16 protein-coding genes are annotated in these 17,264 nt (G+C 40.4%); all 16 read left to right on the forward strand.

All coding sequences use genetic code 11. From position 1 onward, the window contains the following. Position 1 precedes the first annotated feature (1 nt). The 16 genes from KH109_RS08675 (at position 2) to KH109_RS08750 (ending at position 17,210) form a co-directional block, all read left to right on the forward strand. Positions 2–493 (forward strand): 3-isopropylmalate dehydratase small subunit, encoded by a 492-nt coding sequence (locus KH109_RS08675; protein ID WP_178884135.1) that lies wholly within the window; start codon positions 2–4, stop codon positions 491–493. A 211-nt stretch (positions 494–704) separates the two neighbouring features. Beyond that, the gene (gene leuB, locus KH109_RS08680; protein WP_295218705.1) at positions 705–1,775 is read left to right on the forward strand and encodes a 3-isopropylmalate dehydrogenase; all 1,071 of its coding nucleotides are present in this window, start codon (positions 705–707) and stop codon (positions 1,773–1,775) included. Between the two features lie 75 nt (positions 1,776–1,850). After that, positions 1,851–2,180, forward strand: coding sequence for a multidrug efflux SMR transporter (locus tag KH109_RS08685; RefSeq protein WP_227041240.1), 330 nt, complete (start codon positions 1,851–1,853; stop codon positions 2,178–2,180). Positions 2,181–2,303: 123 nt separating this feature from the next. Then, a complete protein-coding gene (locus tag KH109_RS08690; RefSeq protein ID WP_295218713.1) occupies positions 2,304–2,843 on the forward strand; it encodes a hypothetical protein in 540 nt (179 codons plus the stop codon). Positions 2,844–3,165: 322 nt separating this feature from the next. After that, positions 3,166–4,353, forward strand: coding sequence for an MBL fold metallo-hydrolase (locus KH109_RS08695; protein WP_295218718.1), 1,188 nt, complete (start codon positions 3,166–3,168; stop codon positions 4,351–4,353). 680 nt (positions 4,354–5,033) lie between these two features. Beyond that, positions 5,034–7,004 (forward strand): S-layer homology domain-containing protein, encoded by a 1,971-nt coding sequence (locus KH109_RS08700; protein ID WP_295218721.1) that lies wholly within the window; start codon positions 5,034–5,036, stop codon positions 7,002–7,004. 220 nt (positions 7,005–7,224) lie between these two features. Beyond that, complete coding sequence (locus tag KH109_RS08705; protein ID WP_101928627.1) at positions 7,225–7,710, forward strand: GNAT family N-acetyltransferase; 486 nt, start codon at positions 7,225–7,227, stop codon at positions 7,708–7,710. Between the two features lie 253 nt (positions 7,711–7,963). Then, the gene (locus KH109_RS08710; protein WP_101928628.1) at positions 7,964–8,713 is read left to right on the forward strand and encodes a DUF969 domain-containing protein; all 750 of its coding nucleotides are present in this window, start codon (positions 7,964–7,966) and stop codon (positions 8,711–8,713) included. Position 8,714: 1 nt separating this feature from the next. Continuing rightward, entirely contained in the window at positions 8,715–9,644 is a 930-nt protein-coding gene (locus KH109_RS08715; RefSeq protein ID WP_295218726.1) for a DUF979 domain-containing protein, read from the forward strand. Between the two features lie 117 nt (positions 9,645–9,761). After that, positions 9,762–10,415, forward strand: coding sequence for a pyroglutamyl-peptidase I (gene pcp, locus KH109_RS08720; RefSeq protein WP_295218743.1), 654 nt, complete (start codon positions 9,762–9,764; stop codon positions 10,413–10,415). Positions 10,416–10,599: 184 nt separating this feature from the next. Further along, positions 10,600–11,928 (forward strand): S-layer homology domain-containing protein, encoded by a 1,329-nt coding sequence (locus tag KH109_RS08725; RefSeq protein WP_295218729.1) that lies wholly within the window; start codon positions 10,600–10,602, stop codon positions 11,926–11,928. A 328-nt stretch (positions 11,929–12,256) separates the two neighbouring features. After that, positions 12,257–13,372, forward strand: coding sequence for a glutathione S-transferase C-terminal domain-containing protein (locus KH109_RS08730; RefSeq protein WP_295218732.1), 1,116 nt, complete (start codon positions 12,257–12,259; stop codon positions 13,370–13,372). A 32-nt stretch (positions 13,373–13,404) separates the two neighbouring features. After that, a complete protein-coding gene (locus KH109_RS08735; RefSeq protein ID WP_295218736.1) occupies positions 13,405–14,883 on the forward strand; it encodes an MmgE/PrpD family protein in 1,479 nt (492 codons plus the stop codon). Beyond that, entirely contained in the window at positions 14,876–15,715 is an 840-nt protein-coding gene (locus tag KH109_RS08740; RefSeq protein ID WP_024064230.1) for a transporter substrate-binding domain-containing protein, read from the forward strand. Before KH109_RS08735 ends, KH109_RS08740 begins: the two co-directional genes overlap by 8 nt. Positions 15,716–15,770: 55 nt before the next feature. After that, positions 15,771–16,487 (forward strand): amino acid ABC transporter permease, encoded by a 717-nt coding sequence (locus KH109_RS08745; RefSeq protein ID WP_105081243.1) that lies wholly within the window; start codon positions 15,771–15,773, stop codon positions 16,485–16,487. Positions 16,488–16,493: 6 nt separating this feature from the next. Beyond that, a complete protein-coding gene (locus KH109_RS08750; RefSeq protein WP_008603263.1) occupies positions 16,494–17,210 on the forward strand; it encodes an amino acid ABC transporter permease in 717 nt (238 codons plus the stop codon). Positions 17,211–17,264 lie beyond the last annotated feature (54 nt).

Consider the following 17,264-nt stretch of genomic DNA (forward strand, 5'->3'; position numbering starts at 1 on the left):
TATGGATTTTGAAAGCAAAAAAATCTGGCGCTACGGCGACGATGTAGATACAGACGTAATCATTCCGGCTCGTTACTTGGCGATTGCTGACTGGAACGAATTGGCTGAACATGCGATGGAGGACATTGATACTACATTTGCTCCAAACGTGAAAGCTGGCGAAATCATGGTAGCTGGCAAAAACTTTGGTTGCGGTTCCTCCCGTGAACACGCACCAGGCGTTATCAAAGCGAAAGGCGTGCCTGTTATCGTAGCACACTCCTTTGCACGTATCTTCTTCCGTAATGCTATCAACATCGGTTTACCAGTAGTTGAAATCGGAGAACAAGTGGATCGCATTGAAGCAGGCGACGCTATTGGCGTAGACTTATCTAAAGGTATCGTGTACAACTTGACTAAAAACGAACAATACCAAGGGACTGAGTTGCCACAATTCATTCAAGACATTGCGGCAGCTGGCGGTCTTGTAAACTTTGCGAAAAACCGTAAATAATACTACGTTGCCGATCCTCGGTGATGCGCTGCCGCTCCAGCTAGCTTAACGGTCTGCGGCGTAGCCTTGACCTACTAAAGTCGCGTTAGCGCATGCACCTCGGCTCTACATATTTATCTTTTAAGGTTTTGAGCAAAATTAAAATCCCTTTAGCTAGCAATATGTTGAATGACTTATGGCGGAGGGAAATTACATATATTGGAGAGGTAATATGAGCGAAAAGAATATCGTATTGATTCCTGGTGATGGTATCGGTACTGAGATTATTGCTGCAGCGAAGGCTGTGTGTGATGTGGCTTTTGAGAAAGCTAATGTAAAGGTAAATTGGATTGATAAAAAAGCGGGCGGTGCGTCTATTGATGCATACGGTGTGCCTTTGACTGAGGATACGATTGAGGCTTGTAAAGCAGCTGATGCTGTTTTACTTGGTGCTGTAGGCGGCCCTAAATGGGATAATATAGATCCTTCTATCCGTCCTGAGAAAGCAATCCTTGGTCTTCGTAAGGAGCTTGGTTTGTTCTGTAACTTGCGTCCTGTAAAAATCTATCCATCCTTGCAAGAGTATTCTCCTCTTAAAAAGGAACTCGTACAAGATGTAGATTTTGTTATCGTTCGTGAGTTGACTGGCGGTATTTACTTCGGTGAACGGGAAGAGGCACAAGGTGAAGGTGCTAACGAGTTTGCTTGGGATAAAGAAACATACAGCCGTTACGAAGTAGAGCGCATCATGGACATCGCTATGGAAACAGCTCGCAAACGCAATAAAAAGGTTGTATCCGTAGATAAAGCAAATGTATTGGCTTCTTCTCGTTTGTGGCGTAAAATCGCTCAAGAGAAAGCGGCAGCTAATCCAGACATCGCAACAGATTACTTCTACGTAGATAATACAGCGATGCAACTCGTTGTAAATCCTGCACAATTCGACGTTATCGTTACAACAAACTTGTTCGGCGATATCTTGTCTGACGAAGGCGCTGTTATTTCTGGTTCTATCGGACTTTTACCATCTGCATCCATGGGTACAGGCACTGCATTGTACGAGCCTATCCACGGTTCCGCACCAGATATTATGGGCCAAAACTTGGCGAATCCATTGGGCACAATCTTGTCCGCAGCTATGATGTGCCGTCACTCTCTTGATTTACCTCAAGTGGCTGACGCTATTGAAAAAGCTGTTGAACAAGTGCTCGTTGATGGTTATCGCACAGGCGATATCTACCGCGAAGGGTTAAAACGTGTAGGTACCACAGAAATGGCGCAAGCTGTAATCGAACGATTATAAGATCAGTGCGAGTTAGTACGTACTGATGTATTGAAGAGAGGGTAGTAAGGCCCTCTCTTTTTTGTGGGAGGCGTTATGTTACCATATTTTTTACTAGCTTTATCTATAGGGCTTGAATTATTTGCAACGACCATGTTGAAAGCGTCTGATGGGTTTACGAGACCGTTACAGACTATTGCTTGTGTATGTGGCTATGTAGGATCTTTCTATACGTTGACGCATGTACTGAAATATATTCCACTCAGCGTTACCTATGCTACCTGGTCTGGCGTAGGCCTCGTGGTGACAGCACTCATTTCTGTCTTTATCTTTAGTGAAGGCTATAATATGTACACTATTTTGGGTATAGGTCTTATTGTAGTTGGTGTTGTTATCCTTAACTTGTGGGGCAGTGTAGGAAACTAAAAATATTGCTAGTTTTAATCTCATGAATTAGAATAATGTAGATGTAGATGTAGATGTAGATGTAGATGTAGATGTAGATGTAGATGTAGATGTAGATGTAAGAGATTCTTTAAGGAGGCCTTTATGAATTCTTCGATGTATCGAAATTTAACCATTACTGCTTTGTTGATGGCGTTAGCCATCATGATTCCTATTATGATGCCTTTGAAAGTCGTTATACCGCCGGCTTCGTATACACTGGCTAGTCACGTGCCTATATTCCTAGCCATGTTCTTGTCTCGTAAGATGGCTGCTTGCGTTGTTATCGGCTCTACGCTAGGTTTCTTTGTAGCTGGCTTCCCTATCGTTATCGTTATGCGCGCTGCATCTCATATCATCTTTGCTTTGATGGGGGCCTATTATATTAAACACCATCCAGGCGTATTGACTGGGGCTCTATCCTTTGCTACGTTCAACCTTGTATGTGCCATCGTTCACGCTATCGGTGAAGTATTAGCATGCCTCTTGTTCTATACTACGACTACGATGCCGAATATCGATCTAATCTACGTCGTATTCGTTCTTGTAGGCGGTGGTACTATCATTCATAGCATGGTTGATGGATATATTGCATTATACATCTATAAAGCTATCCCAGGATTATCTAAGCCTGAGAATAAATAATTGGACGTTATCTTAGCTTATTTAAGCTAGATAATAAACAACCCGCTATTAAAACTGCATATGCTCGTAACCGCTCATAGGAAATCTATTGTACGCTAATGTATAGAATTTGATTATCTATGAGTGGTTTTTTAGAATAATTATCAAATCTGTACCTACAGATACAGACTTAATTATGCGATATGGTTATAATAAAATCATAGTTAATGACCGAGTTGTGATATATGCATAGGTATATAGATAGGTACATATACAGAGATACCACATAGGCCATACATATTGTTAATTGTGAAAGACTTTCACAAGAATTATGGAGGTAATTATGAGAAAGCATATAAAAAATAACGTATCTTGGGTTGGTAAAATTGATTGGGAATTGCAAGAATTTCACGGTTCTGATTACAGTATTAATAATGGATCTAGCCAAAATGCATACTTGATTGAAGAGGAGAAAACCGTCCTCATCGATACCGTATGGAAACCTCATTCTTCAGAGTTTATCGATAATTTGGAATCTGAAATTGATCTAAACAAGATTGATTTTATCGTATGTAATCACGGCGAAGTCGATCACAGCGGTTCCTTACCTGCATTGATGGAAAAGATTCCTAATACTCCGATTTACTGTACAGAAAATGCCGTTAAGTCCTTGGTTGGTCAATATCATCATCCAGAATGGAATTTTAAGACTGTGAAGACAGGTGATTCTGTAGATATCGGCAACGGTAAATCTTTGGTATTCGTAGAAATGCGCATGCTCCATTGGCCTGACTCTATGGCAACCTATATGACTGGCGATAATATTTTGTTCTCTAACGATGCGTTCGGACAACATTTTGCGGTAGAAGAATTATGGGCCGATAAGGCTGATCAATGCCGCTTATGGGCAGAGGCGATGAAATATTACGCCAATATTTTGAATCCATTCTCTCCATTGGTAAAAGCTAAGGTTGAAGAAATTCAAAAGCTCAACTTGCCAATTGATATTATCGCTACTAGCCATGGTGCAATTTGGCGTGAAAACCCAATGCAAATCGTAGAAAAATACTACGAATGGTCTCAAGCATACCAAGAAGACCAAATTACAGTCGTATATGACACTATGTGGGATGGTACAAAGAAATTAGCCCATAAAATTGCTGATGAGATTGCTAAACAATCTCCTGATACACGGGTTAAAATCTTTAACATCAGTAAAACCAATAAGAATGACATCATGACAGAAGTATTCAAATCAAAAGCGATTGCCGTTGGTTCTCCGACAGTAGGGAATAGTGTTATTTCTTCTGTAGCTGGTTGGCTCGACTTTTTGCGTGAATTGAAGTTCAAAAATAAAAAGGCTGCCGTATTTGGTACCTACGGTTGGTCTGGTGAATCTACAAAGGTACTTCGTGAAGAATTAACTAAATATGGTTTCTCCGTGGTAGAACCTGAAATTAAATGTAACTGGAACCCAGATGCAGATGATTTTGGGAAAGCAGAAGAACTTGTAAAAGCATTATTAGCTTAATATATATAGCTCCTAACGTTCATATAACGTCGGAGCTTTTTGTCTTTATGATACATATGGATCTATATGGGTGATGTATATATTGTTGAAGCTTCATTATTGAAAACTTATGCGGATATTTTGGGTGATATGTGTATACTTATCAACTTATTCAAGTAGATATAGCATACTATTAATGATAAAAATAAAATTATTATAAAATTCAGAAAAATGATTAATTATTCTCTTAACGGAATTTCAGAAAGTGTTCATGAAATTAATATGAATAAGGGCTGATAGATAATTTGAAATATTTATAAAGCTTATTAAAGTTATGATTATTTATAAGTTATACAAAGTATATTCTGTAGAATCCTTAAAATGCTGTGATTTTTCTTACTCATCATTAAAATTGATGAGCATATCAATACAATAAAGAATGCCAGTAATCATGCTATTTTTCGCTATTATGAAGAGTTATTAATGAACTTTATATGGAAAAAAGGCTTGTTTATATCGTAAAACTTTGATATGCTATGCGAGTAATCAACAATATAAATTTTTCTTAAAATGAATTGAATATATTTCTTAGCTCAAAATAAGAAGTATATTTTATCAGCCCGAGGAGAGAGGCGGAACTTAGAGAGAATGAAAAATTGTATTGTGTTTGGTTAAGAATTTTAATTTAGTGAGGGTGTAAGATGAGAGAAAACAAACATTCCAAAAAATTAGCGTTTGCTGTATTGGCTGCAGCTGCGGCAGTAGGTACTGCTGTTGCTCCTGTTAGTGCAGCAACACCTGTATCTACAGCAGATGGTTTTATTTTTGCAGCCGTAGGTGATCAAGCTGGTCAAACTCCAGATACTACACATAATAGTGTTTCTTATGGTACTGTTGCAGGTGGTACAGCTACAAGCATCGCTGTAGGTCAAGGTAATACAATCACAAGCGCTAATGGTTCTAGCAGTGCATACGGTAACCAAAACTCCATTAATGGTAACCAAGCTAACGCATTTGGCGATGGCAATACTGTAACAGGTGCATTTGCGCAAGCTTTCGGTGATAGCAACGTGATCAACGGTACAAATGCTATCGGTTATGGTTATCACAATACTGTAGCTGGTACAACTACTAACTACCGTGATCGTACTTTTGATAATGAATCTGATGCAGCTACACTTTTGAAAAACGGCAATTGGAATAGCAACTCCGTAGCTATCGGTTCCCAAAATACTGCATTAGGTAGCTCTGCATTGGCAGTAGGTAACGAAGCAAAAGCTCAAATGAGCGAAACAATCGCTATCGGTCATGAAGCTCAAGCTGATAAAACTTGGGGTATCGCAATCGGTACTCGTGCACATGCTTCCGATGTACGTTCTTTAGCACTTGGTCACCAAGCAAAATCCGCTGGTTACAAAGCTAATGCTATCGGTGCTGATGCGGAAGCAAATGGCAACCATGCTAATGCTATTGGTTCCTCTGCAAAAGCTGCTGGCGATCATGCACAAGCATTCGGTGCTGGTGCTCAAGCAACAGGCGTACGCACTAACGTATTTGGTTCTGATGCAACTGCAACTGCTGATTACAGCATTGCAATCGGTAACAAAGCTAATGCATCCACTGAAAACTCCATTGCATTAGGTGCTAATTCTACTACTCGTTCTGCAACAAATGTAACTAGCGCAACTGTAGCTGGTCATACATATGGTGGTTTCGCAGGTACTAGCCCTGTAGGTTCTGTATCTGTTGGTAATGCTGGCGGCGAACGCCAAATCCACAATGTAGCAGCTGGTAAAATTTCCGCTGATTCTACAGATGCTGTAAACGGTAGCCAATTGTACTCCGTAGCAAATGATTTACAAACTCAAATCAACAACTCCACACCAGGTCAAATCAACAATAATATTACTAACTTGAACAACCGAGTTGGCAATGTTGAAAAACGCGTTAATAAAGTAGGTGCAGGTTCTGCTGCATTGGCTGCTTTACATCCATTGGACTTCAATCCAGATGACAAATGGACAATCGCTGCTGGTTATGGTCACTACCACAATGCTAACTCCGCTGCATTGGGTGCTTTCTACCGTCCTAACGAAGACACAATGTTCTCCGTTGGTGGTACTGTAGGTACTGGCGAAACTCAATTGAACGCTGGCGTATCTCTTCGTCTTGGTAAACGTTCTCCTGAGTCCCGCTCTCGCGTAGCTATGGGCCGTGAAATTGCTGAATTGAATGCACGTCTTCAAGATATGGAAAACAAATATAACAACTTGTTACAAATCTTGACTCCACATGCAATTGATCCTAGCAAAACTGCTGAATTCCCAGACGTTCCTCGTAACCACTGGGCTTACCAATACATTAGCCAATTGGCTGGTAATGGTATCCTTGTTGGCTACCCTGATGGCACATTCAAAGGCGACGTTAAGATGACTCGTTACGAATTCGCTACTATGTTGTACCGTGCACTTCAAAATGGTGCTCCTATCGATGACAACATGAAACGTGCTATGAACGAATTTGGTCCTGAATTACAAAATATTCGTCTTAACCACTTCCGTGTTGACCGTATTTCTGGTGCTGACAACGATCGTCATAAAACAGAACGTGTTCGCGTTAACAATGAACCTAAAACTCAACGCGACGTATACGGTTCCCGTATTAATCAATAATATATTGATAACTTCCCCTCGAGCTTGTGAAAGCTCAAAAACAGGATGTATCCTTGAGATACATCCTGTTTTTTGTTTGTTTTTTCTTATTGGGTATTAAAACTTCATGTAATGTTTATGTAAAAATATTGCAACTTAATACATATAGGTGTATAATAACGTTCATAAGTAATAAATATACAAACATAGTGAATAAAAATATAGATATGAGGGAAAGACCATGAAAGAATTTAGACAATTAACAGTAGCGGATACAGCAGAATATCATAAGGTATTAATCGACGGCTATGCAGCTATCAAAGACTATCCAATTACATTCGATGCTATCGATTTTACAGAAGAAGAATCCAAGGAGTGGATCGAAACCTATCCTGTATATGGATTGTATATTGATGGACAACTTGTTAGTTCCATTTCGTTCTGTATGCCGTGGATTAAATATTCTACACCGGATAAGTTTCCACACATTGCTCACTTTGTAACGGCCCCTGAGTTCAAAGGTAAAGGCTATGCTCGGGAAACGCTTGGTTATGCGGAAGAATTATTGATCAATCAATTTAAAACGCCAGCTGTTACATTAGGTACAGCACAAGAACATCCGTGGTTGCCTAAAATGTATGAATCTTTCGGCTTTAAAGCATATGATAAAGTTCATTTTAGAGGTAAACAACATACTACTATACTTTTCAAAAAAGATTTATTATAGTTGCCTAGTAACTAATCAAACCTTATACATAACTATTCTGATATAGAGTGTACTTAATGTGACATAGAGTGTACTTAATGTGACATAATAACTGTATCAAATGAGAGTAATGTATAAGGTTTATTTGTTTATGCAAAAAAAACATATTTGGGTATATAAAGTAAACATATATATTATATAATGTAAACATATATATTATATCTATGGACTATAGAACTAGTTTATAGATGGTTTGTAGAAAGGATGTGAGACTATGTTAGTCTTATCTGGTATTTTAGTGATGGTCATCGGTCTGATGCTGCGCTTTAATGCCTTGTTAGTTGTCGTAGCCGCAGGTTTTGTAACGGGCCTTGCAGGTGGTCTCAGTATCAACGATATCGTTGGTGCCATTGGGGAGGCTTTCGTTAAAAATCGTTATATGTCATTATTTATTTTGATTTTACCTGTTATTGGTCTTATGGAACGTCATGGCTTACGTGAACGGGCAGAAATTTTGATCGGTAAGATCAACGCTGCTACGGCTGGTCGTATCTTTATGATTTACTTATTTGTGCGCCAAGTAACTGTAGCTTTTGGTATTAACATGTCCGGTATGGTTGCCATGGTACGTCCGTTGATTGCACCTATGAGTGAAGCTGCAGTAGCGCAAGGTCGCCCAGTATCTCAACGTACTCTTGATAAGGTGCGTGGTATAGCTGCTTCTGCAGATAATATAGGCAATTTCTTCGGTCAAAACTTGTTCCTTGCTGCTGGTGGGTTATTACTTATCAAAGGTGTTATGGAACAATTAGGCTATTCTGTAGAGTTAACAGATATGGTGTTATACGGATTGCCAACTGCTGTTTGTGCCTATATCGTTAACTTCATTCGCTTTATTATCTTTGATAAAACAATTCAAGCCTCTGTAGCTCGTGACGAAGAGGATATGAAAGCTGGTAAATTAGTACCTAATGAATTTAATATCCTTGTTACACCAGAAGAATTAAAGAAGGAGGCTGAATAATATGTTAGAACTTATCTATAAAATGCAGCCCTTAGATTATGTATACCTTCTCGTAGGGATCATCTTATTTATCTTTGCCATTCAATCATTTTTAGATAAAGAACATAAATATCGTATCGGTACAGGTTTATTCTGGCTTTTGTACAGTGTATCCTTTATCTTTGGTTCTTATCTTTCTAAGGAAATCAATGGCTGGCTCGTTATCGCTATGGCTGCTATCGTCTTGGTAAAACAACTCGGCAAAGGTCATTACTTTGAATCTCCTATTGAATTTAAAAAAGGCGAAGCAGTCCGTATTGGTAATGTTATTTTCGTACCGGCGTTACTTGTTGGTATCATCACATTCATCATTGGCTTCTTTACTAAATTAGGTGCTCTTGTAGGTATTGGTATTGCCGCAATCATCGCTATGGGTGCTGCTCTTTACATCACTAAGGGTTCATTTAACCAAGGCTTCCATGAAGGACGTCGTCTCATCGATGCTATCGGTTGGACTGCTATTTTGTCCCAATTATTAGCGGCTCTAGGCTATTTATTTAATTTGGCTGGCGTTGGTAAAATTATCTCCAGTGCTGTAGCTAGTGTAGTGCCTGCAGATAATATATTCCTCATAGTTGTAGCATACTGCATCGGTATGGTCATCTTCACAATGATCATGGGTAACGCTTTTGCAGCCTTTGCGATGATTACAAGTGCTATCGGTGTTCCAATGCTCGTTGTAGCTCATGGTGCAAACCCAGCTGCTGTGGGTGCTATCGCAATGCTTGCTGGCTATTGCGGTACTTTGATGACACCTATGGCGGCAAACTTTAACATCGTGCCAGTAGCACTCCTTGAAATGCGCGACCAATACGGCGTTATTAAAGCCCAACTTCCAATTGCATTAATTATGCTCGTATTAAACATCTTATTAATGTATTACTTTATTTAACCTTTTTCTATGAAAGCATGATATTCTTATGAAACTATATGATATATCCGTTTAAGGTTATGTATCATGTTTGATTATTCTAATACACCATAAGATATATCGTTATGAGGTAGTGTGATGAAAACAATTTTGATTACCGGTTTTGATCCATTCGGCGGTGAACCTATTAACCCAGCTTGGGAAGCGGTAAAAACAATGGATGGCTATACCGATGGTGATTATAAGGTAGTGACTCAAATGGTTCCTACTGTACGTTACAAATCTGTTGATACTGTGAAAGCAGCGGCTGAACAATGCAAACCAGACTTTATTCTATGTGTAGGTCAAGCAGGGGGGCGCCCAGATATTACAGTGGAACGTGTTGCTATTAACTGCGATGACTTCCGTATTCCAGACAATGGAGGCAATCAACCTGAAGATGAACCTGTTGTATCTGATGGTCCTAGTGCCTATTTTGCAACATTACCAATTAAAAACATTGTTAACGCATTGCATCAAAATGGCATTCCTGCAAAGGTTTCTAATACAGCCGGTACCTTCGTATGCAATCACTTGATGTATGGAGTGTGTCATTATGCGGCACAAAAAGGCAATATTAAGGCGGGCTTCATGCACATTCCGTACTTGCCATCCCAAGTTGTGGATAAACCAAATCAACCAAGTATGGCTGTTGAAACTGTACGTGCCACATTGGAAACCATCGTTCACGTATTTGCTCATGGTGAAAGTTACAAGGCACAAGATATTAACTATACAACACCTCATGAATAAGAGTTTTAGAAGTAATAGTCTATAATTCTAGAGGTCTATGTAGGGCTAGATTTAGCTTTCAATTACTATGTAATGTAAGATTTAGCCCTACATTGCTATATCGTTTTACAATGTATTTCAGTACATAAAATAACATTAATCTATAAGATATTGTGTGATATCTATATGAGAGAAGGTCTTTTTAATGAATAAAAAGTTAGTAGCAAGTTTAGTTTCCTGTATGGTATTGGGTTCTGTAAGTGTGTATGCAGCTAATCCATTTTCCGATGTAGATGCTTCTAGTTGGGCGTATCAATCTGTTGAGCAATTAGCAAATGCAGGTATTATTAATGGATACCCTGATGGAACTTTCAAAGGCAGCAATCCTATTACGCGTTACGAAATGGCTCAAATGGTGGCTAAAGCGATGGCTAACCAAGATAAAGCCAATGCGGAACAACAAGCGATGATTAATCGATTGGCCGATGAGTTCGGTTCTGAACTCAACACATTAGGTGTACGAGTAGCCAAATTAGAAAATCAAGTAGGGAATGTAAAGGTAACTGGTAATTATCGATTGCGTTACCGTGGCAGCGAATTGAAAAATGATACCTATGCGTATGGTAAACATTCTTCCTTTGATTATCGTGCTCGTGTAATCTTTAATGCTAAAGTTAATGATAAAACTGATGCTGTTGTACGTATTCAAGGCTCTAGTGAACTCGGCAATAGCAACGCAACACAAGGCAAAATTAATCTTGCCTATGTAGATCATCATTTTGGGAAAGATACAACCTTGCGCGTAGGTCGTCAATTATATACACCAGGTCTAGGCCTCATGTATGATGATCTCGTTGATGGTGCTCGTCTTATGTACAAACATGGCAAGCTTGATGTATCCGCTAGTTATGGTTACTGGTTAGGCGGCGCTCCTACATACCAAACTAAAGACAATACTATTACTGCCGCTATGGTTGAAGTTAAGGGTAAACTTAATAAACATGTTACCCTTGGTGGTATGTATGGTCGCTTCCATAATGGTAAATTGTACCAAGGCCAAGATGTGGATGCACTTACTGGTAAACAAGTTAAATCCTTTATTGATTCTCCATACAAAAACATTTGGGGCCTCAACGCAAACATGAACTTTAAACGTTGGAACGTCTTCGGCGAATGGCTTACAGCACCAGGCGTATCTGATTCTCATGCGTGGATGGCTAGCCTTGGTTATGGTAACTATGACATTAAGAAAGCTCATACCTATAGTGTTCGCGGTCAATACTACTATGAAGAAGCAAATTCTCCAATCTTCAGTAGTGCCTTTGCTCCTGCCTATAGCTTCTACAATCAACACTATGTAGATAATAAAGGCGTCGGCCATGTACGTAATGGCTTTAAAGGCTTCGTAGCTAATGTAAACTATGTACCATTCCAAAACGTATCTATCGGTGCTTACTATGGCTTCGGTAATAAAGACATGGATGGTAATAAATTAGGTGATTACTGGCGTACAGATGTAAACTTCATGTTCTAATATATGTTGTTTGCATAACACATAATAGTTATATAGTTATATAATACATAATAGTTATATAACAGCTCATGTTTACATAGCGTATAACATTTACGTAACACATAATCTAAATAAAGCTCGAGTTATATCTAGAAAAGATATAGCTCGGGCTTTTTTGTTTTCAATAATCATTATAAATTTTAAATACCTATTATTGACATAGGTATTTAAATAATGTAATATAATCACATAATCATATTAAGTTAGTAGGAATAAGTGAGGGATATCACAGTAGCTTTCAAAATAAGAATTGTAAAGCGAATCGAGATGACCTCTATAGGAGTATAGAATGAGTGAACACGTAGATGTAAGCAACATCAAGGATCCTAGTATCGCGGCAGCTCGAAAAGAAGTTGAGTTCCAACGTGCTATGAATCCTTGTCCTATCGATTTTTCTGAGTTTCAGTCTAGTAATCCTCGTTCTCAAGGGGAGCAAAAGGAGTATGAAGGTAAAGATGCATCGAATTTTAACCGTCGTCAAAAATATTCTGATAGCGAAGAACCTCAATTCACAACACCTTTTGGGAGTGAACCAGGGCTTCTACCTGTAGAAAAAGATCGTTACCGTCTTGTATGGTCTAAGCATTGTCCTTGGGCTCACCGCATTGCCATCGCCATCGATTTGCTTGGCTTAGATACAGTAATCTCTAAAGGCACTGTTGATCCATTGCGTCCAGCAGGCGTTATTGCAGACTGGTTCTTTACCCTTGATAAAGACGAAAAGGACCCTGTATTGGGCATTCACTCCTTAGGTGAAGCGTACCGCAAAGGCGACCCTAACTACGACGCACGTTCCACAGTACCAGCTATCGTAGATGTTACAACTGGTGCGGTAGTAAACAACGATTACCATGCGTTGACTACAGAATTAGCATTGGGCTTCAAAGATTTCATCTCTCCTGATGCTCCAGATATTTACCCAGAAGAATTGCGTGCCGATATCGATGCATTGAACGTTATCATCTACGCTGACTTCAACTTGGCGGTAAACTTGGCAGCTCTCGTAACAAACCAAAAAGATTACGAATACTACTATGACCGTATCTTTGCTCGCTTAGACTGGCTCGAAGAACGCCTTAGCAAGCAACGTTACTTGATGGGTGATACTATTACAGATCCAGACATTCGTATCTTCCCAACATTGGCACGCTTTGACCTTGTGTTCTACCAAAAATACTTGGTTAACAAAAAACGCCTCGTGGACTATCCAAACCTTTGGAACTACGCGAAGGACTTATACTCCAACCCAGCATTCGGCGGTACAACAGACTTTGACTCCATGCGTAAACGTTTCTACTATGTAGACCATACGCCATTTGAAGATCTACCACGCCTTGTTCCAAAAGGTCCAGACGACTCCATTTGGTTAGAACCAAATGACCGTGCTGAAAAATTTGGTAAATAATAGATTAATGTTAAATAACTGAAAGGGAACCCATGGATTTAGTAACACAGACGATTGTGAACTACATAGAACAAACGGATGTGACGAACCGTGAGGATCTCCTGTCAGTGGCTCGCATTGCTTTTCTAGATTATCTGGCGTCCTTAGCCTCCGCTGAGACGGAACAAGCCGTTCAGGACTTAGCTCAGTTTATAGGGGCTGATCAAAATATAACTGTTAATCAGGATAGATCTACTAATCAGGATAAAACATCTAATGTAGATGGTCATGACAGCTATTTAACTGTTAGACGAGCCGACAAGGCTCTGTATTATGGATTCGCCTCGCATTATCTAGATTTTGATGATGCCCAGGCAAATTTGGCGGGTCACTTCAGTACTGTTTTATACTCTGCTTTACTGGCAGTGCTCGAGCCGAATGATACGTGGCGCGATTTCCTTCGTGCTTATATCATTGGTGCCGAGCTAGAGGGAATCATTGGTTCTCTCATCAATCCTGCCCATCGGACCCAAGGATGGCATTCTACGGGGACCGTTGGTGTTATTGGGGCGGCGGCTGCTATAGGCGCTTTGCGAGGCCTTCATGGTGAAAGCTTGGCTCAGCTCCTGTCTCTGGCTGCCACTCAATCGGCGGGCATGTTCTTTCAAAGTGGTACAGATGGTAAGCCGCTCCATGCGGGACTAGCAGCACGCAATGGTGTATGGGCTTACGAACTGTTGCAATATACATCACTTCAAACAAGCACAAAACCGTTTGACCCTGAACGGGGTTGGTTTAAAACCATCGGTAATATTACCGTTACATCAAATGATATTATTAGCCGTTGGCTTGCACCAGGGCAACTCATTGACCCTGGTTTATGGATGAAAGTCCACCCTTATTGCTCGGCAGCCATTTGTGGCGCTGAAGCAGCTGAAACCGTGGCACATAGTATATATACTACATCTTCTTCGTATGTGTCTAAGCACTACAACGTTTCACCAGATGCAGAGGAACAAGGTAAACGTAGACTATGTGCCACCCTCGTTTCTTCCCTTTGGGATGATATAGATAGAGTTACTGTACACTTCCCGCTTGGTGCTGATACGGCATTGCGCTATACATCGCCAATAACAGGTCGAGAAGGTCAGTTTTCTATAGAGTACATCGTGTACCAAGTCCTCGCTTATGGGGCGGTACAAGACGAACTATTTAAGATAGATACCATAGACCAATCAGTACGAGACTATATGAATCGTATAGAACGGTTCTATGATTTGCCGAAGGTATCCCAAACAGAGCGGATTACAAAGGTGACCGTTACCTTGAAAAATGGAGATACTTTCACAGAGACGGTGAACAATCCGAAAGGATCGCCGAATAATCCTCTTACATTAGAGGATATACGCATTAAGTTTGGCCTCACCTTGCAGGCTGACCAAATAGATAGAATAATGGAGGCTTTTACCCGTACCGATGAGGTAGAGCCATTCTTGCAAACATTGCGAAAAGAAGGAGTTTTACATGTTTAATACAAAGAAATTGACGAAATTATTCGCCATCGGCGCATTGGCACTAGGCGTGCTCGTTGTAGCTGGTTGCGGTGATGATACATCTAAGGAGACGAAAGTAAATCCAGATGCAAAAGTGATTAACGTAGCTACACGCGGTACAGTTCGTCCTTATTCCTACACAGATGATAACGGCAACCTTACAGGTTTTGACGTAGAGTTGTTGAAAGAAATTGAACGTCGTAATCCAGACCTTCACTTCAACTTCAAGCCGATGGCCGTTGATGCTGCCTTCGTAGCAATGGATGCAGGCCAAGTAGATATGATTGCTAACCAAATGCGTCGTAACCCAACTCGTGAATCAAAATACTATTACACAAATGAGGTTAATAACTACTCCACACGTAAATTAGTGGTGAAAAATGACCGCAACGATATTTCTAAATTAGATGATTTGAAAGGTAAAAAAATCGCCGTTACTACATCTTCTGAGTTTAACGAATTAGTAAAACAATTCAACGAAACAGCTAATCCACCAATCGACATTATCTACACAGATAAAGCAGGTGCTGAAACATTGAACCTCGTTGCTACCGGTCGTGCCGATGCAGCAGGTGAGTACGAATACGTAATTAACTCTGCTATTAAGGACCGTGGCTTGCCACTCAAAGCCGTAGGCGATGTATTGGCAGTAGTACCAACATACTTCTTGTCTAAACGAACAGATGATATGAAACAAGTAAACGAAAAAATCGATAAAACGATGAAAGAAATGCGTGCTGATGGTACGTTGAAAAAACTTTCTGAACAATATCTTGGTGGGGATTACACATTCGATCCAACACAAAAATAACGAATAGGCCGCCTTGGCGGCCTTATTCTATTATGTCTAGAAGCGAGGTGCTACTGTGGGCAAGTATTTTGATGTGTCCTACATGATTCAAGCGTTTCCACAGCTCTTGAATTATGTGCACGTAACGGTGCTCATTACCGTTATTTCTGCCATCTTAGGTGTTATTTTAGGCTCTATCATAGCCATCATTCGCCTCAAGAAGGTGCCAGTATTAAACCAATTATTTATTGTATTTATCTCCTTTATGCGGGGCACGCCGTTCTTGGTACAGCTCTTCCTCATATATTTTGGGGTGCCAGAAATCATGTCTCATATGGGTCTTAACATGAAAAATGTACCGGGCCTCGTATTCGTGTATGCCGTGTTTACATTGCATATTGCGGCTTATAGTGCTGAAATCATGCGCTCCAGTATTGATGCGGTTGCGCCTGGTGAGAAGGAAGCCGCTAAAAGCCTTGGTATGACCGAGTTCCAAAGCTATGTGCGCATCATTTTGCCGCAGGCTTTCACCATGAGTATTCCACCGTTAACGAACCTCGTTATCGGCATGTTGAAAGGGACGGCCCTCATCTTTAACGTCGGCGTTGTCGATATGATGCGTAAGGCGGATCTCATGGGCGGCAATAGTCAGCGCTATCTTGAGTTATTCGTTGACGCAGCCATCATTTATGGCATTCTAATTATCATCGTGTCCCTCTTGGGCCGATTGCTTGAAAAACGTTTTACCGTTGCGGGCAAGGAATCGCAACGCATTTTGATCAGTGAGGAGTAGGGGCGTATGGGACATATAATTGATTCAACCTATATTTATGGCACCTTCTTTGCTGTCATTCCTTATGTGAAAGTCACCCTCATGATTACCTTCCTCAGCGTTGGTTTGGGTACAATCTTAGGGCTATTAAGTTGCGTGCTACAACAAAATAAAGTACCTGTGCTCAGTCAGCTCAGCTATTTGTACGTATTATTGTGCCGTAGTATTCCGAACATGGTTCTCTTATATCTCGTGTACTATGGCTTGCCAATTCTTTTCCTCGCCTTAGAGGATCAAACAGGGGTGCATGTGCCCTTTGAAAAGGTGCCAGCTACGTTCGTAGCCGTTGTAGGCTTAACCTTGCACACAGGGGCCTATTTGAGTGAAATCTTCCGAGCTGCCTTGCAATCGGTGCCAAAAGGACAAATGGAAGCAGCTCAAGCCATTGGTATGACGTGGTTCCAAGCGTTCCGTCGCATCGTATTGCCGCAAGCAACAGTCTTTGCGTTGCCTCTATTTACGAACCAATTCCTTAACACCATGAAGAGTACCAGCATCGTATTCGTCATTACTGTTATTGAATTATTTGGCGCTGCAAAGTTATATACAGAGGAAAATTCACAGTATTTTGAGGCCTACATCGTGGTGGCCGGTCTATTCTGGGTGATGGGGATTGTCTTTGAATTTATCTTCCATCGGTTAGAAGTCTATGCAAGCAAGTATAAACGAGGTAATGCATTATGATAGATATTAAACAAGTTCACAAATCCTTCGGGAACCGTGAAATTTTAAAGGGCA

The organism is Veillonella sp., assembly GCF_018381775.1.
Lineage (GTDB): Bacteria > Bacillota > Negativicutes > Veillonellales > Veillonellaceae > Veillonella.